Origin of the sequence: Truepera sp. (assembly GCA_032027045.1) — a bacterium.
Lineage (GTDB): Bacteria > Deinococcota > Deinococci > Deinococcales > Trueperaceae > JAAYYF01.
In genome coordinates, this window is sequence record JAVSMU010000001.1 from 453,971 (window position 1) to 472,931 (window position 18,961).

Below are 18,961 nucleotides of genomic sequence, written 5' to 3' on the forward strand. Positions count from 1 at the left end.
CGGGCGCTCCTGCCCAGAAGGAGCTAGACATGTCAGACATCCAGCGACACCTGCGCGCCGTCACCGGCGACGTAGCGCCCTACGTGTTGATCCCGGGCGACCCGGGGCGGGCCGAGCGCATCGCCGAGACGTTCGTGGGCGCCAAGCTGATCGCGCGCAACCGCGAGTACGTCACCTTCACCGGGCGTACCCAGGCGGGCACGCCGATCAGCGTCTGCTCGACGGGCATCGGCGGGCCGTCGGCGTCCATAGCGGTCGAGGAACTCACGCGCATAGGCGCCACGCACTTCATCCGTGTGGGCTCCGCGGGCGGCCGCCAGCCGGGCACGCCCATCGGCTCGGTGGTGGTAGTCACGTCCGCGTTCCGCGGCGAGGGCACGTCCGTCGACTACATCCCGCTCGGCTACCCCGCCGCCGCCGACCTCGACGTGACCCTGGCCCTGCGCCAGGCGGCCGCCGAGTACCTTGGCCGGCGCGCCATCGAGGGCGTCGTCTACACCCGCGACGCCTTCTACCGGCGCGACGATGGCCTGAACGCCCGCCTCACCGCCGCCGGGGTCGTTGCCGCCGAGCAGGAGTGCTCGACCGTCTTCGTCGTGGGCTCCCTCCTCGGCGTGAAGGTCGGGGCGGTGCTAGGTACCGACTCGAACATCCACTTGGACCCACAACCCACCCGCGAGGAGAAGGAGGCCCTGTTCCGCGGCGTGGAGCAGGACACCATCCGCATAGCCACCGCCGCCGTCGACCGCCTCCACGCAGCGCAGTGAACCCGCCGTTCGCCCCGAGCCTTACAGGGCGCGACCTGCTGGTCACCAACGCCATGCTGGTCGACGTCGTCACGCAAACCAGCTACCGTGGCTGGTTCACGGTGGAAGGCGGCCACTTCGTCGAGGTCGAGGAGGGTGACCCGGGGTCCGCGGACCTGGGCGGCCTGAGCATCCGTGAGCGCCGCGATTTTGGCGGCGCCTGGGTGCAACCGGGCATGCTCGACGTCCACATGCATATCGAGAGCAGCCTGGTGACGCCCCGGCGCTTCGCCGAGGCTGCCCTGCCCCACGGCACCACCACCATCTTGCAGGACCCGCACGAGGTAGCCAACGTGCTGGGCGCGGCCGGCATCCGCTGGATGCTCGAGGCGAGCAGGGGCCTGCCGCAGCGCGTTTTCACGGCCATCTCCAGCTGCGTGCCGGCGACGTCACCGGACATCGAGACGCCCAACGCGTCCATCACGCCGGCCGAGGTCACCGAGCTCGCGCAGGAGGCCGAGGTCATCGCCCTCGGTGAGGTCATGGACTACCAGGGGCTCGTGGCCGGCGACAGCCACCTGCGCGCCATGGTCGCCGCCGCCAGGCGCGCCGGCCTGAGCGTCGAGGGGCACGTTCCGAGCCTCACGGGCGCCGCGCTCTCGCGCTACGTGGCGCACGGCGTGCGCTCCGATCACACCCTTGCCACCCCCGCCAAGCTCCTCGAGGAGCTCCGCAAGGGAGTGTGGGTGATGATCCAGGAGAAGTCACTCACGCCGGAGGTCGTCGAGACGGTAGTGGCGCTTAACGACCGCAGCCGCCTGCTGCTCGTCACCGACGACGTCATGCCCGACCGCCTGCTGGAGGGCCACATGAGCCGGCTCGTGAGCCTGGCCGCCCGGTTGGGCTGGCCCGTGCACGACGCCCTGGCCTCGGCCACCCTGCGGCCCGCGAACTACCTCGGCCTCCACGACCTGGGGCTGCTTGCGCCTGGCGCCCGCGCGGATTACCTCGTCACCGGCGGCCTGGCGGAGTTCCCGCCGCTCGAGGTTCACGTGGCCGGTCGGCTCGTGGCGCGAGCGGGGGAGACCGTCGCCGGCGGCGGGGCAGCGGCAACCGGCCCGAGCGCGCCGCTCGAGGCGCAAGTGTTCGAGCCCGGCAACGTCAGCCAGGCCGACCTGCGCTTCGGAGGACCGGCGTTCCGCGACGGGGCCAATACCGTGTCGGCACGCATCATCGAGGTCAACAAGACGAACAGCTTCACCACCCTGGGCGAGCGGCGCGTGACGCTGCAAGACGGGGTACCGACCGACCCCGACCTGGCGCTGGCCTGCGTGGTGCCGCGGGCGGCGCTGCGGCGCGGTGCCGGCGGGTACGAGCCCGTCGTCTGCCTCGTCGCCGGGACGGGGCTGGAGCGCGGCGGCTACGCCTCGAGCTTCGCGCACGACAGCCACAACGTCTTCCTGTTCGGCCGTGACCCCGCAGCGCTCATGACGTCGCTAGCGGCCCTGGCGCGCTCGAACGGCGGCATGGCGTTCACCGACCGAACGGGCACCACGCTCCTGCCGCTGCCGCTGGCGGGGCTGCTGTCGGACGAGCCGGTCACCACCGTCGGGCGGCAGTTCGCCGCCCTCGAGGGCGCGCTGCGCGCCGCCGGCATGAACGTGAAGGCCCCGGTGCTGCTCCTCACACTCCTGCCCCTCAGCGTCAGCCCCGACTTCAAGGTGACCGACAAGGGCGTCGTCGACGTGCAGGCCCGCCGCATTCTGCAACCGCTGGTGGAGCCGTGAGTGCCGGCCGCTTCCTGACGGGCGAGCCGCTCGTGGCCGCCTTGCAGGAGCGCCTGGTCGACCTCTGCCGCGTGCCGAGCCCCAGCCGCAGCGAGCGCCTCATGGCGGACCGCTTGCGTGAGGCCTTCGAGGAGCTCGGCATGCAAGTCAGGGAGGACGACGCACGTAACAGTACAGGCGGCGACGCCGGTAACCTCATCGCGGAGCTCAGCGGCGGGGCGGCAGGCCGCATAGTCCTGGCCGCTCACATGGACACGGTGCCCCTGACGCCGGGGGTGCCACTGGCGCCGGAGGTCGAGGACAGCGTGGTGCGCTCGGGCGGCGAACAGATCCTGGGGGCGGACGACAAGGCCGGCGTCAGCGTGGTGCTCGAACTACTGGAGCGGGCCGCGCACACCCCCTTCGAGAAGCGACCGACGCTGGTGGCGGTCATCACCGTGTGCGAGGAACTCGGACTGCTCGGCGCCAAGCACCTAGGCGTGGCGTCGCTGCGCGCCGACTACGCGTACTCGTTCGACGGCGAGGTGCCGGTGGGAGAGCTCATCACCTCGGCCGTCTTCAAGGAGGACGTGAGCATCGAGGTCATCGGGCGCGCCGCGCACGCCGCTTTGGAGCCAGAGCGGGGCGTCCACGCCATCAAGGCCGCCGCGGCCGTCGTGGAGGCCATCCCGCTCGGGCGGGTGGCGGACGATCAGGTCCTCAACATCGGCGCCATAACGGGCGGCGGACCGACCAACGTGGTTCCTGCCCGAGTGAGCATGCGCGGCGAGTTCCGGGCGTTCAGCGTCGAGCGACTCGAAGAGCTGGCCGGCAGGGTGAAGGGGCTAGCCGAGGCCGCCGCCGGCAGGCACGGCGCGCTCGTGGAGCTGGAGAGGAGGCGGCTCTACGACGGTTACACGCTCGACGACGATGCTGCGCCCATCAGGCGCCTGGCGGCCGTGGCCGAGAGCGCCGGCGTGCGCCTTCGTACGGTGGCCTCGATCGGCGGCTCCGACACGAGCATCCTCAACCAGAAGGGCCTGCAGACGGTGAACGTCGGCCTGGGGATGCACGAGATCCATTCGGTGAACGAGTGGATCGACGCGCGCGACCTGGCGCGCGTGGTCGAGTGGGTCGGAGCGGCGCTCGGCCTCACTGGAGCCTGACCTCTGGGGCCGCCCCGCGCGAACTACCCGTAGGGCCCGGTCCCCGGCTTAGCATCCAAGCATGGACGCATTGCGCTTGGGCCCCCTCGTGATCTCCGCCCCCCGCTTCTACGCGGCCCTGGGCCTCGTGCTGTTCGTGGGTCTGGCCGAGTTGTTCGCGTGGCGCGCCCGGCGCCGCGCCGCTGGTTCAGGCGAGGGATCGCCGCCCCGGAACGCCAACTGGGCCTGGAACGCGGCCTTCGCGGTCCTGCTAGGTGCGCGCCTCGGGTTCGTGCTCGAGAACCTCGGCTACTTCGGGGGCAGGCCCCTCGACGCCCTCGCCTTCTGGCAGGGCGGCTTCTCGCCCTGGTGGGGCTTGGCCGCGGGGGCGCTGCTGGTCGTGTGGTCGTTCAGGGGTCGCCTCGGCGGCCTCCGCGTGGCTGCCACCCCCGCCGCGGTAGCGCTGGCCGTCTGGCTGATCGTTCCCGCACTTCTGAGCCCCGCGGGCGGCGAGGCCAAGGCGCTGCCGGCGCTCGAACTGGAACGGCTGACCGGCGGCGAGGTGAACCTCGCCGAACTGAGCACCGGCCCGCTCGTGGTCAACGCTTGGGCCACCTGGTGCCTCCCCTGCAGGCGCGAGATCCCGCAGTTGGCGCGCGCGGCTGCGGAGCACCCAGACGTCACCTTCCTCCTGGTGAACCAGGGCGAGCAGCGCGAGGCCGTCCTCGCCTTCCTGGCCGCCTACCCCGCCGTTTCGCTGGACAACGTCCTGCTGGATCACGGCATGGAGGTCTCGTCGCGCCTGGGTGGGGTGGGGTTACCCACGACCTACTTCTTCGCCGGGGGCGGCCGGTACGTCACCACGCACGTGGGCGAGATCTCGGGCGCGGCGCTGGAACGCGCGGTGCGCGGCCTTGTCAGCGACTGACGGCGGAACGTTGCGGGGGTCATTGGGCTGACGGGCGAGCAGACGGGCCGCCGGCGCCGCCACGAGCCCCTCCGGGAACGGGTGTTCTGGAGTACCGCTAACGCGGCGCTGAGCCCACTCTCAACCCGCCAACCAGCCCCCGTCGATCGGATAGTAGGCGCCGGTGATGTACGAGGCGTCGTCCGAGCAGAGGAACACGATGAGCTTGGCGATCTCGCCCGGCTCCGCGAAGCGCTTCATCGGTGTGACGCTCTTGAGCCACGCTGTGGTCTGTTCGTCCTCGAAGATGGCCTCCGTCATGCCGGTCTTGACCACGCCGGGGCCTATGCAGTTGACGCGCACGCCTTGCGCCGCGTAGGTGAGGGCCGCCGACTTGGTGAGCCCGCGTACGGCGTGCTTGCTGGTCGTGTACGACGGGTCGCCGGGGCTGCCCCGCTCGGCCATGGTGCTGGCCAAGTTGACGACGCCCGCGCTGCCGGCCTTGAGGAGCTCGGGGATGGCGTGCTTGAGGCCCAGGAACGTCCCAACCACGTTGACGTCGAGGACGCGCTCGAAGGCCTTGAGCTCAACCTCGTGCAGCGGCACGTTCGGGCCCGCGGCCGAGATGCCCGCGTTGTTGACCAGGAAGTCGATGCGGCCAAGCGTCTCCACGGTCGTCTTCACCATGGCTCGCACGGAACCCTCGTCGGCCACGTCAACCTTGACGGCGGCGGCCTTGCCGCCTCCCGCCTCCACCTGACGCACGGTCTCCTGTGCGCCCTCGATGTTGTAGTCGGCGACCATCACCGCCGCCCCGCGCGTGGCGAACTCGAGGGCGACAGCCCTCCCGATACCCGAACCAGAACCCGTAACCAGCGCTACCTTGCCAGCCATGTCGGCCATGTGGCACCTCTTTCTCCCCCCCAGCGTACGAAGACCGGCCCAGGACAATTGGCCGCCCACCAGGTTAGGGCCGCCGGAACGCCTGGTACTCCCACAGCAGTCCGCCGCCACCGGCGACGAACTCGAGCCCCGAGCTCTCGGCCGCGGCCCGGATGGCGGCGCCGGGCCGCACGTAGAAGCGGAACCGGTGGCGCGTCAACCGCGCCAGCCAGTGTTGGGCGCGTTGAGCGAACCGCGCCAGCGCCGTGGACCTGGGGAAGCTAAGGAGCAATGTGCCCTCGGTCAGGTGGGCGGCCACGCCCACCAGTTCGAGGCCCTCCGCAGAGCAGCACACCACGCGGTTGAGGACCACCACCCCGGCGGCTTCCACCTCGCCCGGGTTTGCCAGCACGTCGGCCACGCGGAAGGTGGAACGGCCCGCGACGCCTGCCCAGGCGGCCAGCTCCGCCGCCGAGTGGCGGTAGGCCTCCACCAGTTCGATGACCTCGCCGGTGCTCGCTCCTCGTTTCAGGAGCTCGGCCTGGATGGCGCCTACGCCGCCGCCGATCTCGAGGACCCGCTGGTCACGGATGTCTGCCGCGCTTAGCGCGGCGAGCATCCTTCGCTCCAACGCTCCCACGCCGTGACGCTGGTAACTCCTTAGGTACCAACCCGCCAGTCGCTCATCGAAGAGCTCCTCGCAAGGCGCCGCGCGGCAGCAACTGCTCATGCTTGCGATGATATGACCGGCATGCCGCGTCCGCTCCGCTCAGTGCACGGCGAGGCGCGTCCCGTGGATCAGCCAGGCGCTCTCCCGCAGGCTGGGGCCCAACATGCGCAACCAGGTGCTCGGGTCGTCGGCGCTGGGGATGACGTACTTGCCCGGCGCTTCCACCTTCCAAGCCCCGGCGTCGGGCGATAGTCCGGCCAGCTCCTTGGCTCGGGCCAGCGCGAGCCGCACGCCCCCGAGTTCGTCGACGAGGCCGAGCCCCAACGCGTCGGCGCCCGACCAGATGCGCCCGCGGCCGATCTCGTTCACCCGCTCGACCGAGAGCTTCCGGCCAGCGGCCACGCGCGCCACGAAGCGCTCGTAGACCTCGTCGATGTAACGCTGCATGAGGGCCCGCTCGGCATCGTCGAAAGGCTTGTGCGAGCCCATGATGTCTGCGAACCGTCCGCGCTCGATGCTCTCCACGTTCACGCCGAAGCGCTCGTAGAGTTCCTGCAGCACGGGCTTGAGAGAAACTACCCCGATGGAGCCCGTCAGAGTCGTGGCCTCGGCCAGCACGCGCGTCGCGTGCGTCAGAACGTAGTAGCCCCCGCTGCCCGCCACGCCGCCCATGACGGCGACGACGGGCATGCGCCGGGCGAGGAGCTCGACCTCACGACCGATGAGGTCGGAAGCCAGCGCCGACCCCCCGCCCGACTCGACGTGGAACACCACCGCCTTCGTGCGCTTGTCACGGCCGGCGAGGCGCAGGGCCCTGACCAGCGTCTCGGAACCCGCCAGCTTGCCTCCCAGAACGGGCACGGGCACCGGTGACGACCTGCTCGGGCCGGTGATGATGGCGCCTTCCAGCGACACGAGCGCGACGCGCCCCGCCTCCACCGAACGCCGCCTGCCGGGGATGAAGCGGCGGGCGGCCGCAAGGCTCTTGTCGGCCTCACCCAGCACCTCGTCTTCGTACTTGACCTCGTCGATCATGCCGAGCGCCGCCGCCTGCTTGGCGGACGTCACGCCCTCCTCGACCCAGCCCCGTACTTCCTCGGGCGTCTTGCCCCGAGCCTCCGCGATCGCGCCCGAGGTCGTGCGAACGAGGCTGTCCAGGTAGGCGCCGTACTGCTCGCGCTGCGCGTCGCTCATGTGGGCACGGGCGAGGTTGTCGCCGGCGTTCTTGTACTCCTTGATGGCGAGCTTGTCGAAGCGCACGCCGGCACGCCCAAGCGCGTCGCCAAGGAACGTGGTGGTGAGGGCCAGGCCGTTCACGTGGAACTCGGCGCTCTCCGGAGCGACGATCCGGTCGGCGGCGCTCGCCAGGAAGTAGGTGGCGTTGCCGAGCTCGTTGACCAGCACCTCGACCCGCTTGCCGCCGGCCCGCAGGCGCTCGAACTGGCGCCTCATGGCCACGGCGGTCGTGAAACCGATGGTCAACCCTGAGAACCTGAACACCACCGCCTCGAGCCAGGGAACGCCAACTAGGGCGTCGACCAGTCGCTCGAACTCCTCGAAAGAAGTGCCGGCGGGCCTCGCCTGAAGGAGGCGGGCAGGGAACTTGCGGCGCTCCATGAAGGCGGGGTAGGAGCCACTCAACTCGATGACGATGCGCTCTGGGCGCTTGCCGGGCAGCGCCGAACGCAACAGGTCCGCCAGGGACGTTGCGGCGTTGCCGATGGCGGCGAGGGCCGCCGGATAGTTCCAGCCGAGGTCTTCCTTCTTCGCCATGCCCCAATCTTACGTGAGGCCCCCCGATGCGCCCGTCGGCGGTAGCATCTGCCCATGAGCCCTCGTGATGCTTCCAACGCCGTCGGCACCCTCTTCCTGGCGGAGATCGAGCGCGGTTACCACGCTCAGAAGTCGCTAGCGGAGCGCGCACTCGATCAACTCGAGCCGGAAGACTGGCACCGCGTGTTGGACGATGGCAGCAACTCCGTGGCCGTCATAGTGCGCCACCTGGCGGGCAACCTGAGGTCGCGCTGGCGCGACTTCCTCACGAGCGACGGCGAGAAGGCCGACCGGCAGCGCGACGACGAGTTCGAGGAAGGCGATCACACGGTGCCCAGCATGCTGGCGGAGTGGGAGGTCGGTTTCAGCGAGGTCTTCGGAACCCTGGCCGGCATGACTCCCGCCGACCTGAACCGGACCATCACCATAAGGGGCGAGGAACTGAACGTGGTGCGCGCCATGCTCCGCAACCTCGAGCACACGAGTCACCACGTGGGCCAGATCGTGATGCTCGCCAAACATTGGCGCGGCGACGAGTGGCGCACGCTGTCGATCCCCAAGAAGCCCAAAGCGTGAACTGATCCTCAGTGGCCCGGCCGCATGGCGCGCATGGCGCGCTGCTCCTTGAGGGAGATGGCCACGCCCGCACCCACGACGACCAGGATCCCCAGCCAGCTGAGGGCGTCCGGGAGGTCGCCGTACGCCAGGAAGCCGTAGATGACCGCCGTGACCATCTCGAAGTAACCCACCGGTGCCAACCACGTGGCGGGTGCGTAGTCGAACGCTTTGATCAGTAGGAAGTGGCCGCTGGCCGCGAACGCGCCGAGGCTCACCATGATGCCGAAGTCGCCCAGCGAGGGCGGCTGCCAGAGGAACGGCATCAACAGCGACATGACCACCGCCCCGACGACCGCGGTGTAGCCGAGGGTGACGAGTGGCGGTGCGCTGCCCGCCAGGCGCCGCGTGAAGAGCATGTAGAAGCCGTGTATGACGCCTGCGGCAAGCGCCAGGAGCGCCCCCCACCCGAAGCTGCCCGACCCCGGCCTCAGGATGAGCATTATCCCTGCGAAGCCGACCACGACCGCCAACAGCCGCCAACCGCCGACGCGCTCGCCCAGCAGGACGGGCGCCAGGACCGTGACCACGAGCGGCGAGACGAAGAACAGCGCCAGGGCGGTGGCCTGAGGCAGCAACGACAGCGCGAAGAAGAAGAGCGCCGTACCCCCGAGAAGGAGCCCGCCCCTGACCAGCTGCAGGCCGACCCGCCTCGGCACCAAGCCGTGCCAGCCGAAGCGCCACAAAAGGATCGGCAGCATGCAAAGCAGGTGGAAGAGGTAGCGGGCCCACACGATCATGGGTACGGGGTTGCGCTCGCTAAGGCCCTTGGCGAGGCCGTCCATCACGGGCAAGAGCACCATGGCGACCAGCATGAGCGAGGTGCCAAGGAGCAGGTTCGTCTTCGGGGCGACGGCGGTGCCGGCGGGCCGCCTCACCCGCGCCCGCCGCGGCGCGCGGGACGACTGCGCTTTCGCGTAGCGCATGGGCCCTCGCGGTGAAAGCTCGCCGGCAACACGCGGCCGCTACCTGGCGCGGCGGTGGCGCGGGACGCTGGCGGGTGCTTCATCCTGCCGATGATAAGGGAGGCGCGGGGCAAGGGGCGGCTATGATCCTGGCGTGGCCGCACGTTACAGCCTGCGTAGCTTCGAAGACGCCCGGCGCTTCGTGTCAGCCTCGGAGCCTTACCTGCTCGAGCGCGAGGTGGCGCACTGCCTGATCCTCGGCCTCCTCCCCGTGCTTGGTAGTGAGGGCATGCAGCAAGCCTTCATGGGCCTGGTGCAAGACGCCGCCGGCGCCCCGGTGTTGGTGGCGCTGCGCACGCCACCTCACCGCCTGATTCTGAGCGAGCTCGCGGACGGTCACGAACCACGCGAGGTCGTGGAGCCGTTGGTGGCCGCCGTGGCCACGACGCCCGGGGTTCTCGGGGCGCCCAGCAGCAGCGGCGCCTTCGCCAGAGCCTGGGGAGAGGCAACTGGGCAGGCCGCGGAGCTGACCCAGTCAGAACGGGTCTACGTGTGTACGGAGGTCGTGGACGCTCGAAGCACCGAGGGCGTCATGGTGCGGGGCGGAGCCGACGACTTGGGGCTCCTGATCGACTGGCTGCTGGCGTTCCGCCTCGAGGCCACCCCGACGGATCCGCGCAGCGGCCGGGCGGCCGCCGTGCAGGACGTGAAGCGCGACCTGGCCGCCGCCGACGGCGGCCTGTGGTTGTGGCAGGTGGGCGGCCGCCCGGTCAGCATGGCGGGCGCCCGCGGCCCGACTCGCAACGGCATCCGCATCGGCCCCGTCTATACGCCGCCGCAACTGCGTGGCAACGGTTACGCCGGCGCCCTGACCGCGGCCCTGACGCGGGAACTGCTTGCCGGGGGCAGGCGCCACGTCACGCTCTTCGCCGATCTGGGGAACCCCGTCGCGAACCACATATACCAGAAGATCGGCTATCGCCCTGCTGCCGAGCAGCGCGTGTACGGCTTCCGCTGAAGCAGGGCCGGGCAGGAAACCTCGCGCTGTGGGTGGCGCACGGCGGAGTCTGTCGCCCAAGGCTAGTATGAGAGGAGTCTCGACGCCCGGCGCCAATGGCGCCGGCAGCGTAAATTCACTCGACTTCACAAGGAGGCAGACATGCCGATCACCAAGGCTGATGCAAGTTGGAAAGGCTCGCTGAAAGAAGGCAAGGGCGTCATGAAGGTCGCGAGCGGCGCCTACTCCGGTCCATTCTCGTTCGCGTCTCGCTTCGGCAGCGGCGCCGGCCCTGAAACCGGCACGAACCCCGAAGAGCTCCTCGCCGCGGCGCACGCCGGCTGCTTCTCGATGGCGTTGTCCGGGCGGTTGGCCGACGCGGGACACGTGGCCGACAGCATCGATACGACGGCCTCCGTCACCATGGAGCGAGTGGACGGCGCTCAGACCATCAGCAAGAGCCACTTGGTCACCAGGGTGAAGGTGGCCGGGATGGACGACGCCACGTTCCAGGGGCATGTGCGCGCTGCGGCTGAGAGCTGCCCGGTTTCGCGCGCACTGGCCGGCGTGGCCATCACGGTCGAGGCGACGCTAGCCTGACGCATCGCCGAGAGCTTCACCAGCGGGCGCCTACGGGCGCCCGTTCTACTCTTCCGGCGCCCGAGTTGCCTCTTCCGGCGCCGGAGTTGCCGCCTCGGGCTTCTTGGTCGGCACGTTGAAGACGTACCAGACGCCGAAGATGGCCGCGGCCGCTATGGCCACGCCCACCCAGGTGTTGCCCCGCTTGATGCCCACCAACCACGTGCTGAAGGCGGAGAAGCCGAGGATCATGGCGGAGGCGTACCACTTGACCCACCCTGGGATGCCCTTGCCGGCGCGGTAGTCGCGGAGGAGCGGACCGAAGAGCCGGTGGTTGAGCACCCAGTTGTAGAAGCGCGGACTCGACTGGGCGAAGAACCAAGTGGCGATGACGAAGAAAACCGTACCCGGCATGCCGGGCACGACGTAGCCGACCACCCCGAACCCCACCGACACGAGCCCGGCGCTCACGAACATGACCCGCAGCGCCGGATGCTTTATGACCCTCAGCTCGGCGCTGTAATCGACCCATTCCCGAGTGGGCGGCTTTCTAGTTGCCCGCTCGTTCGTCGGCGTGGGTGCCGGTCGATCGGGCAGGTCGACCGGGGGCGCTTCGGCGCTGGTGGGTGTGCGCTGCATGTGCGCCCGAGTCTACCCGACCGCTGAGCGGGCTTGGTGCCGAGTCCGGACATCGGTATGGGGACAATTGCCAGTATCCACGTTGCCCACGAGGCCTCATCCTTAGCGGAGGTGAGTGAACCTCGGCCGAGAGAAGCAGACCTCGGCTGAGTGCCAATGGTCAGGCGAGCTGAGTACGCGTGGTCAAGTGAACTGCTCACCGCCCTGCCGCGAACATCTACGACAGGCTCCGGTCGAACTCCGACCACGACCGCTCGGATGGCGGTGCAATCGTGGTTCCCCGGTTCGCGTTCGACGTTGAGTGGTCCATCCACTCGCTTACCCAACGACCAGGTCCGATCCAGAGGCGCCGCCGCCGGCTCTAGGGCGGTGTGGTTCCGGGCCCACCACCCGCTGGCCCCAGGCGTCTTGGGCGGGCAACCCCCCGGAAATGCGAAGGAGAAGAACACATGAGACCTCAAACTCGCCCCTTATGGGCATACCTCCTCATAGGCCTGGGCGTGTTCTTCCTAGCTGTCAACGTCGGTTGGCTCGACTGGGTGGGCGATTGGCAGTGGGCGTTACTGTGCCTCGGTGGCGGCGCGGCGTCCTACTACTACTACGCCACCCACTCGACCGAGTGGTGGGCCCTGATCCCCGGCTTCGCGCTCGCAGCCATCGGCGTCGGCATCTTGGCGGGCGACGCTGGCGGCCCCGTGTTCCTCGGACTCGTCGGAGCCGGATTCGCGGGCGTCTACCTCACGCGTCGCCGGCTTTGGTGGGCGATCATTCCCGCTGGAACGCTCTTCACCCTGGCGCTCGTCGCCTGGTTGACCGAACGTTCTCCCGGCCTGGATACGGGTTGGGTGTTCTTCCTGGGACTCGCCGTCACCTTCGCCCTCCTGTTCTTCCTGCCCGACGGCCAGGGCAAGCAGCGCTGGGCCGTCTATCCGGCGCTTGGGGTCCTGGCCCTCGTGGCGTTGACCGCCTTCCCAGACGTGCTCGGCGAAGTGTTCCTGCCACTCCTGTTGGTGCTCGCGGGCATCATCCTGCTCTGGCGTCGGGGAGGCTCGAGCAAGGGTCCGACGCTGCCTCGCGGGAGCGCATGAGATGGCGACAAGTGAGCGCTGGCCATGGCCCCCAATTCCGGTGCTGAGTAGCGCGGCGAAGAGCCGGGGCGCAAGGAGACGGCCTCCACCCGCTGGGTCGCCGAAACCGCCGCTGCGGGTGAACCGCGCTCCTTGCAGGCTGACGGTCATCTACGTTCTGGCCTTGCTCGGGTTCAGCAGCTTCGGCTTCGCTCAGCTCTCGGCTGCGGATCTGTCGCGTGCCGCCGGGGTCGAGCAGCTCTTGACGACGCACGCTGCGTCCGTCTGGCCGGGATGGGGGCCGCATGCGCTACTGGTCCGCAAGGGGGGACACGAGTACCTGATAGCCCACCCTTCGCCGCCCGAAGGCTTCGTGCCGTTGAAGGACGTGGAGATTGCAGGTAGCCGAGTTCACGTGCTGACGGGGCATCTCACGCCCGGACCGGTCGCCACCAGTTGGCCCGTCGGAGGACTCTGGAGCGTGGCCGTGCCCGCTCTCGACGACTTCCAGGAGGCCATCGACGGGCTCCTGGGGGAAGGGGTCGTGCTGCTCGACGATCCGAGCTACATCCGGGCTGTGATACACGAGGCCTTCCACGCCTTCCAGATGAACACCTTCGGAGGACCTGGCGGCCTGCCGAGGGCCGACGAGGCCATCGGTGAGAGAGAGGTCCTGGCCGCCCTGGAGCAGCGCAGCGACCTGAACGACCGGCACCTTCAGCAGGGGCTGGCGCTGGCTCGTGCCTTGAGTGCGGATACCGAGGCCGGGGTCCGGCAAGCGGCACTGCAGTTCCTCCAGTTTCGGGCGAGCTGGCGGGCGGTCGCGCCCGCGGGAACGCGGGCACTGGAGCGCCAGATCGAGTGGATCGAAGGGCTCGCCCGCTACGCCGACACGGCGCTGATGTCGAGCGTCGGTGTCGAAGAGGCCGCGAGTGCGTCCGGCCTCGAGCCCTACCCACAGCCCGAGCAGGTTCGGGAGGAGTTCCTCCGCCAACTCAGCGACCCCGCCTCGATTCCCGGCGGCTTGCGAGACCGCTACTTCGTCCTGGGCGCCGCCCAGGGCTTCGTGTTGGATCAACTCATGCCGGACTGGAAGGCGCGCACACTGCCCGGCGGGGAGGCGCTAGAGGATCTGCTCGCCGAAGCGGCCGGCGGGTCAAGTCAGGGAGGCGACGATGACGCCATCTCGGCCGGCGGCCCTGTTGCCGCCGAAGGAGGTCGATGACTCCAGGAGCCACGGGAAACGGAGCGGGAGAGACGACACGGGTCGAACGAGCAACTAGAAGGGCTGTGCTAGAGACGAGGGACATCGCCGACAGCCCGGGCACCGAAGAGAGGCAGGCAGCAACTCCATGAAAACCATCCTTGGGACCCCGCCGCGCGGGCGGCGGCGCGCCACGACGGCAGGCGGCCACCGGGTCATCACTCCAGTGACCGCTTCCGTTGCCATCGCGACCAGCATGACGATCGCGCTCGCCGTCTTGGCCGGACTGCTCACCGGCGTCCTAATGCCGCGCGGACCAGTGACGACGGCTCAGGCATCGATCGTGCTGGTCACCAGCTTCGCGCTGGGAGCGGCCGCAGGCCTGATCATGCGTTCTCGTTGGCCCATGCTGCTTACGCCCGTCGCCTACGCCCTCGCGTTCGAGCTGGCGCGCTGGGGCGCTGTCGGGCCGACCGTGGATGCGCCGAGGCTAGACAGCAGCTACGGCATCCTCGCCCTGCTGCTGGGTCGCGGTTTCCACGCCCTGATCGCCTTGTTGCCGATGGTCATCGGAGCCGGGTTCGGCCTCACGTTGGCGCGGCGCCTCTCCGGCGCACCTGTTAGTTGGCTACCAACCGTGTTCCTCCTGCTCGTGCCCGCGGCGCTGGCGCTGTGGCTCGCGCTGCCGGCGAGGACGCCCGCCATCCTCGGCGCCGACGGCAAGCCGTTGTCCGGCAGCGTGGCCGAACTCACCACCGTCCGCCTCGGTGGTCACGACCAGACCATTCTGATCCGCGGTCACAGCGTCGACGCACCGGTGCTCCTCTACCTGAGCGGCGGCCCGGGTCAGAGCGACCTCGCCTACTCGCGCGTGCTGTTCGCGGATCTCGCCAAGGACTTCGTCGTGGTGGGTTGGGACCAGCGCGGCACCGGCAAGTCGTACGCCTCGCTCGATCCCGCCGGCCTCACGCCGGCACAGGCGGTGTCGGACACCATCGGACTCACCGACTACCTGCGCAACCGCTTCGGTGAGGACAAGATCTATCTCCTGGGCGAATCGTGGGGCAGCACCCTGGGAGTCCTGGCCGTCCAGCAACGGCCCGACCTGTACCACGCCTACGTCGGTTCGGGGCAGATGGTCAGCCAGAGTCTCACCGATCGGCGCATCTGGCGCGACCTGTTGGCGTACGCACAAGAGGCCGGGAACTGGAAGCTGTACGACCAGCTCATCACCTATGGCGAACCACCCTACCGGGACGTCCCCTACGCCAACGCCTTCGCAATGACTCATTACGACGCGCTCACCAAGCCTTACGCGCCGCCGCAAGCCTACGTCGAACGGGGCAGCAGCGCCGGCCTCGGACCCTACGGCATCTTCGCCAGCGAGTACAACCTGGTCGACAAGGTCAACGTGCTTCGGGGCCTGATCGACATGTTCGCGGTCATGTACCCGCAGCTCCAGGAGATCGACTTCCGAGCGGACGTCCCGCAACTGGAGGTTCCCGTGTACCTTCTCGACGGGCAGGCCGAACTCGCGGGGCGCCGGGACCTCGCACTCGAGTGGTACGAGCGGCTCGACGCACCCATCAAGCGGCTGTACTCGTTCGAGAACGCCGCGCATTCCGTGGCTTTCGAGCAGTTCGAGGCCCTGCACGACATCATGACGGGCACCGTGTTGGCCGACACGTACCTGGAGCCGTGAGCGGCGTCGGTTCGTGCACGAAGAGTTCGCCGAGTTGGGGCACCTCCAGGCTCTAGCTTTGTCGCATCGTCTGGGTTTGGACGTGAAACCACGCGAATTTGATCGCCCGGGGCTCGCATGAGCGGAACCGACGAAGGAGCGCGATGATTGACACCCGTAGCAGCAGAACCATGTTCTCAAACCGACGTCAAACGGACGAGACTCGTGCTGCTCCCGCCGAGTCGCGTTGGCACCGACTCTATCGGGTTGGAGCCGTGGCCGCCTTGATCGGTGTGGGCTTGATCCCGGTCCAGATGGTCATCTTCGTCGTCTGGCCGCCACCCGACAGCGTCCTCCACTTCTTCCAGCTGTTCCAGCAGAACTGGCTCCTGGGCCTTCTGAGCCTGGACCTCCTGTACTTGTTGCAGAACTCGCTTGTCGTCCTGGTTTACCTCGCGCTCTACGTTGCACTCAGGCGCGTCGATGAGGCGCTAATGAGCGTCGCTCTCGTCCTCGGCCTCGTTGGCATGGCGGCCTACTTCGCGTCGAACACGGCTTTCGAGATGCTCGCACTGAGCAACGGCTACGCTTCGGCGGCGACGGCCGCAGAGGGACAGCCCTTCCTTGCGGCAGGCCAGGCGATGCTAGCGGTATATAGGGGTACGGCCTTCGACGTGTACTACGTGCTGAACGCCGTCGCCCTACTCATGACTTCCGCAGTGATGCTCCGAAGCGGCTTCTTCAGCAGGAGCACCGCCTATTGGGGCCTGCTGGCGGGCGCGCTGATGGTGGTGCCTTCGACAGCGGGCACCACCGGCCTCATCCTCGCCGTCGCCTCACTCGTTCCATGGGCCGTGTTCGCGGTGTTGGTCGCTCTGAGGCTCTTCCGGCTGAGCAGGATACCTGGCGACGAAAGCTGATGATCGCGACGCAAGCACGAAGGGCCGGTGCAGTTGACGGCGACCCCAGCCGACTGCCTCGTTGCCCGCAACGTAAAGCGCTAGGGTCGAGAGGTGCAGCATGAACGCATTGGTCGTTTACGATTCGCAGTACGGCAACACCGAACGCCTCGCGGAGGCCATCGGCGAAGCACTCGCCCCTTGCGGCGTGGTGCGGGTGAGCAAGGTGACGCCGGAGCAACTCACGGGCCTGGACGTGCTCGTGGTCGGGTCGCCGACTCAGCGGTTCCGGCCCACGCCGGCAGTCAGCGCTTTCCTCGCAAGTGTACCGGCGGCCGGCCTGAGAGGTGTTCGGGTAGCCGCCTTCGACACGCGCTTCTCCGCCCAGAGGGCGAGGTCGATGTCGGCGGTGCTTGGTTTCGTCGTCAGGCTCCTTGGCCCGTCCGCTTATGCGGCTACTCACTTGGCGAAACAGCTCGAGCAGAGAGGCGGCACCTTGATCGCGCCCCCCGAAGGCTTCCGCGTGACTGATGCGGAGGGGCCCTTGGAAGAGGGTGAACTCGAGCGCGCCGCGAGCTGGGGAGCGAAGCTCCGTCTCGCTCCGGAACCGCTGGGTCCGCGACACGACCACGTGGTTCCCGGCCCGGGCGGCGGTAAGGCCCAAGCCCGCTCCCAGCATTCTGGACGTGGTTAGGTAAGCAATGAGAATCGCCCTGATCGTCCTCGGCGCTGCCCTGCTGTTATTCATCATCGGCTGGACAGGGCTGCAGATACGGCCGCAGCCGTTCCAGCCTTTCGCACTCTCGTCCCAACCAGCGCCAACACCAGAAACGCCGACGCAGACGGGGCCAGCGGCGCAGCCCGTTACCGCCCCCCTACCGACGGGTCTGCCCGCCCCGGTCGAGCGCTTCTACCAAGGACTCTTCGGGGCCGGCGTTCCCCTCATCGACAGTGCGGTGGTGAGCGGTCGCGCGACCATGCGCATCAAGGGCGTCACGTTCCCGGCGCGCTTCCGCTTCTACCACGAGGCCGGCCAGGGCTACCGCCACTACATCGAGGCGACGGTGTTCGGTCTGCCGCTGATGAAGGTGAACGAGACGTTTCTGGATGGCAAGAGCCGCCTCGCGCTGCCCTTCGGCGTGACCGAGAACGAACCCAAGATCGACCAGGCCGCCAACCTCGCGTTGTGGGCCGAGGCCGTTTGGTTCCCGTCCTTGTGGGTAACCGATCCGCGGGTGCGCTGGGAGCCGATCGACGACGCCACCGCGGTGTTGGTCGTACCCTTCGGCGAGGAGCAGGAGCGCTTCGTGGCGCGCTTCGATCCGCAGGACGGCACGTTGCGCATGCTCGAGTCGATGCGTTACAAGGGTGAGGCGAGTGAAGGCAAGACGCTGTGGCTCAACGAGGTGCGGGCTTGGGCCGACGTGAGCGGCCACCACCTCCCCGTCCTCAGCGCACTCACCTGGCTCGATGACGGCAGCCCGTGGGCCGTTTTCACGGTCGAGGACGTAGCCTACAACGTCGACGTGGCCGGCTACCTGAAGGCAGACGGCCCCTGAAACGTCAGACAGCACTTGCAGCCTGGCGGAGTTGAGCGCTCAATTCGGTTTGGTCGCGACACTCACGATCCCCGGCGCCAAGCGCGCGGGCCGCAACCCTCGCAACGAACTCCCCAAGTAGAAGTCGCCCTTCTCCAAGTTGGCCAGGCTTACCTCGGCCTCCACGCACTCGCCGGTGGCGATTAGCGCTCCGCGAAGCACGCCCGGCAGCGCCCCCGCGCTCACGGGCGGCGTGACCAGAATTGCGCCCCGGCGCACGAACACGTTCGATATCGCCCCTTCGGCCACGTTGTCGCGCAGGTTGAGGAAGACGATGTCAGCCAGCCCGAGGACCGCAGCCTTCTTAGAGGCCAGGTCGTACACTTCGCGCGCCGTCGTCTTGTGGCGCCTCAGAGGGTCGTCCTCGTTCACCCGCTCGAACGCCACGCCCACGTCCAGCACGCTGCTCGTGGCCGAAGCCAGCGGGGAGCTCGTGAGGTGCAGCGCCCCGGACCTGGTCACCAGGAGCCGCACCCGCGTGGGCCCCTCGAAGTGCTGAGCGGCTGCAAGAAGGCAGGCGCGCGCCTCGGTTGCCGAGAAGTCGATGCTCAAGTAGTTACATGCGCGAGTGAGACGAGAGAGGTGTGCGCGCAAGCGTACGAAGCCTCCCGCCTCGGCGGCGGGTGCCCCCGCCTCCCACCGTAGGGTCTCGAAGGGTTCGGGCGCTCCTGGCATGGACGAGGACAGGTTAGCGCGCACGGTGGCGGTCGTGTTCGGGCAGAGAAGCCTCGTCCTCGGGCTCAGTCGTGGCGCGGTCGATGGCCGGCGCCGACCGGTGCGAGAATGACCGCCGTGAGCATGACCGCCGTGGGACTGACCGCCGTGACACGGAACCATTTGCCGGGCGTCGGCAGAAGGCGCCTCTTGGATGACGGCGGGTAGGGGTAG

General features: G+C 68.8%; 19 protein-coding genes. 13 read left to right on the forward strand and 6 right to left on the reverse strand.

The features are described from left to right. Positions 1-29: 29 nt before the first annotated feature. The 4 genes from ROY82_01980 (at position 30) to ROY82_01995 (ending at position 4,585) form a co-directional block, all read left to right on the forward strand. Positions 30-767 (forward strand): nucleoside phosphorylase, encoded by a 738-nt coding sequence (locus tag ROY82_01980; protein ID MDT3681235.1) that lies wholly within the window; start codon positions 30-32, stop codon positions 765-767. Further along, positions 764-2,533 (forward strand): adenine deaminase C-terminal domain-containing protein, encoded by a 1,770-nt coding sequence (locus ROY82_01985; GenBank protein MDT3681236.1) that lies wholly within the window; start codon positions 764-766, stop codon positions 2,531-2,533. Before ROY82_01980 ends, ROY82_01985 begins: the two co-directional genes overlap by 4 nt. Next, entirely contained in the window at positions 2,530-3,678 is a 1,149-nt protein-coding gene (locus tag ROY82_01990) for a M20/M25/M40 family metallo-hydrolase (GenBank protein ID MDT3681237.1), read from the forward strand. Before ROY82_01985 ends, ROY82_01990 begins: the two co-directional genes overlap by 4 nt. Before the next feature lie 61 nt (positions 3,679-3,739). Beyond that, positions 3,740-4,585: a TlpA disulfide reductase family protein gene (locus tag ROY82_01995; GenBank protein ID MDT3681238.1), complete on the forward strand. Its 846-nt coding sequence runs from the start codon at positions 3,740-3,742 to the stop codon at positions 4,583-4,585. 120 nt (positions 4,586-4,705) lie between these two features. Here ROY82_01995 and ROY82_02000 read toward each other — a convergent pair whose 3' ends face one another. The 3 genes from ROY82_02000 to sppA form a co-directional block, all read right to left on the reverse strand. Continuing rightward, positions 4,706-5,467 carry a glucose 1-dehydrogenase gene (locus tag ROY82_02000; protein ID MDT3681239.1) on the reverse strand — a complete coding sequence of 254 codons (762 nt, stop codon included), beginning with the start codon at positions 5,465-5,467 and terminating at the stop codon, positions 4,706-4,708. Positions 5,468-5,531: 64 nt separating this feature from the next. Beyond that, positions 5,532-6,176 carry a hypothetical protein gene (locus ROY82_02005; protein ID MDT3681240.1) on the reverse strand — a complete coding sequence of 215 codons (645 nt, stop codon included), beginning with the start codon at positions 6,174-6,176 and terminating at the stop codon, positions 5,532-5,534. Positions 6,177-6,215: 39 nt separating this feature from the next. After that, positions 6,216-7,889, reverse strand: coding sequence for a signal peptide peptidase SppA (sppA, locus tag ROY82_02010; protein MDT3681241.1), 1,674 nt, complete (start codon positions 7,887-7,889; stop codon positions 6,216-6,218). A gap of 54 nt (positions 7,890-7,943) precedes the next feature. Here sppA and ROY82_02015 point away from each other — a divergent pair, with 54 nt between their 5' ends. Next, the gene (locus tag ROY82_02015) at positions 7,944-8,465 is read left to right on the forward strand and encodes a DUF1572 family protein (protein ID MDT3681242.1); all 522 of its coding nucleotides are present in this window, start codon (positions 7,944-7,946) and stop codon (positions 8,463-8,465) included. An 8-nt stretch (positions 8,466-8,473) separates the two neighbouring features. Here the strand turns inward: ROY82_02015 and ROY82_02020 are convergent, their stop codons facing one another. Beyond that, positions 8,474-9,430 carry a DMT family transporter gene (locus ROY82_02020; GenBank protein ID MDT3681243.1) on the reverse strand — a complete coding sequence of 319 codons (957 nt, stop codon included), beginning with the start codon at positions 9,428-9,430 and terminating at the stop codon, positions 8,474-8,476. A 133-nt stretch (positions 9,431-9,563) separates the two neighbouring features. On the opposite strand from ROY82_02020, the gene ROY82_02025 reads away from it, so the two are divergent. Next, positions 9,564-10,427: a GNAT family N-acetyltransferase gene (locus ROY82_02025; protein ID MDT3681244.1), complete on the forward strand. Its 864-nt coding sequence runs from the start codon at positions 9,564-9,566 to the stop codon at positions 10,425-10,427. 141 nt (positions 10,428-10,568) lie between these two features. Beyond that, the gene (locus tag ROY82_02030) at positions 10,569-11,006 is read left to right on the forward strand and encodes an OsmC family peroxiredoxin (GenBank protein ID MDT3681245.1); all 438 of its coding nucleotides are present in this window, start codon (positions 10,569-10,571) and stop codon (positions 11,004-11,006) included. Positions 11,007-11,051: 45 nt separating this feature from the next. Here the strand turns inward: ROY82_02030 and ROY82_02035 are convergent, their stop codons facing one another. Continuing rightward, positions 11,052-11,624 (reverse strand): YbaN family protein, encoded by a 573-nt coding sequence (locus ROY82_02035; GenBank protein MDT3681246.1) that lies wholly within the window; start codon positions 11,622-11,624, stop codon positions 11,052-11,054. A gap of 449 nt (positions 11,625-12,073) precedes the next feature. Between ROY82_02035 and ROY82_02040 the strand changes: the two genes are divergently transcribed. The 6 genes from ROY82_02040 to ROY82_02065 all read left to right on the forward strand — a co-directional run bounded on the left by ROY82_02040 (position 12,074) and on the right by ROY82_02065 (position 18,034). Then, complete coding sequence (locus tag ROY82_02040; protein MDT3681247.1) at positions 12,074-12,712, forward strand: hypothetical protein; 639 nt, start codon at positions 12,074-12,076, stop codon at positions 12,710-12,712. 163 nt (positions 12,713-12,875) lie between these two features. Beyond that, positions 12,876-13,916: a hypothetical protein gene (locus ROY82_02045; GenBank protein MDT3681248.1), complete on the forward strand. Its 1,041-nt coding sequence runs from the start codon at positions 12,876-12,878 to the stop codon at positions 13,914-13,916. A gap of 205 nt (positions 13,917-14,121) precedes the next feature. Next, positions 14,122-15,597 (forward strand): alpha/beta hydrolase, encoded by a 1,476-nt coding sequence (locus ROY82_02050; GenBank protein MDT3681249.1) that lies wholly within the window; start codon positions 14,122-14,124, stop codon positions 15,595-15,597. A gap of 170 nt (positions 15,598-15,767) precedes the next feature. Next, positions 15,768-16,496, forward strand: a complete 729-nt coding sequence (locus tag ROY82_02055; GenBank protein MDT3681250.1) for a DUF4386 family protein — start codon at positions 15,768-15,770, stop codon at positions 16,494-16,496. A gap of 100 nt (positions 16,497-16,596) precedes the next feature. Further along, positions 16,597-17,169 (forward strand): flavodoxin domain-containing protein, encoded by a 573-nt coding sequence (locus tag ROY82_02060; protein MDT3681251.1) that lies wholly within the window; start codon positions 16,597-16,599, stop codon positions 17,167-17,169. A 7-nt stretch (positions 17,170-17,176) separates the two neighbouring features. Further along, positions 17,177-18,034 (forward strand): hypothetical protein, encoded by an 858-nt coding sequence (locus tag ROY82_02065; protein MDT3681252.1) that lies wholly within the window; start codon positions 17,177-17,179, stop codon positions 18,032-18,034. A gap of 39 nt (positions 18,035-18,073) precedes the next feature. On the opposite strand, the gene ROY82_02070 is transcribed toward ROY82_02065, so the two are convergent. Next, on the reverse strand, positions 18,074-18,910 hold the full coding sequence (locus ROY82_02070; GenBank protein MDT3681253.1) for an aminotransferase class IV: 837 nt from the start codon (positions 18,908-18,910) through the stop codon (positions 18,074-18,076). Positions 18,911-18,961 lie beyond the last annotated feature (51 nt).

What these genes read in the sequence shown, in the direction of transcription:
- ROY82_02060 (MDT3681251.1), top strand. Translation starts at nt 16,597, where the DNA reads ATGAACGCATTGGTCGTTTACGATTCGCAGTACGGCAACACCGAACGC.
- ROY82_02030 (MDT3681245.1), top strand. Translation starts at nt 10,569, where the DNA reads ATGCCGATCACCAAGGCTGATGCAAGTTGGAAAGGCTCGCTGAAAGAA.
- ROY82_02005 (MDT3681240.1), bottom strand. Translation starts at nt 6,176, where the DNA reads ATGAGCAGTTGCTGCCGCGCGGCGCCTTGCGAGGAGCTCTTCGATGAG.
- ROY82_02035 (MDT3681246.1), bottom strand. Translation starts at nt 11,624, where the DNA reads ATGCAGCGCACACCCACCAGCGCCGAAGCGCCCCCGGTCGACCTGCCC.
- ROY82_02065 (MDT3681252.1), top strand. Translation starts at nt 17,177, where the DNA reads ATGAGAATCGCCCTGATCGTCCTCGGCGCTGCCCTGCTGTTATTCATC.
- ROY82_02070 (MDT3681253.1), bottom strand. Translation starts at nt 18,910, where the DNA reads ATGGTTCCGTGTCACGGCGGTCAGTCCCACGGCGGTCATGCTCACGGC.
- sppA (MDT3681241.1), bottom strand. Translation starts at nt 7,889, where the DNA reads ATGGCGAAGAAGGAAGACCTCGGCTGGAACTATCCGGCGGCCCTCGCC.
- ROY82_01995 (MDT3681238.1), top strand. Translation starts at nt 3,740, where the DNA reads ATGGACGCATTGCGCTTGGGCCCCCTCGTGATCTCCGCCCCCCGCTTC.
- ROY82_02020 (MDT3681243.1), bottom strand. Translation starts at nt 9,430, where the DNA reads ATGCGCTACGCGAAAGCGCAGTCGTCCCGCGCGCCGCGGCGGGCGCGG.
- ROY82_02000 (MDT3681239.1), bottom strand. Translation starts at nt 5,467, where the DNA reads ATGGCCGACATGGCTGGCAAGGTAGCGCTGGTTACGGGTTCTGGTTCG.
- ROY82_02015 (MDT3681242.1), top strand. Translation starts at nt 7,944, where the DNA reads ATGAGCCCTCGTGATGCTTCCAACGCCGTCGGCACCCTCTTCCTGGCG.
- ROY82_02055 (MDT3681250.1), top strand. Translation starts at nt 15,768, where the DNA reads ATGTTCTCAAACCGACGTCAAACGGACGAGACTCGTGCTGCTCCCGCC.
- ROY82_01980 (MDT3681235.1), top strand. Translation starts at nt 30, where the DNA reads ATGTCAGACATCCAGCGACACCTGCGCGCCGTCACCGGCGACGTAGCG.
- ROY82_02040 (MDT3681247.1), top strand. Translation starts at nt 12,074, where the DNA reads ATGAGACCTCAAACTCGCCCCTTATGGGCATACCTCCTCATAGGCCTG.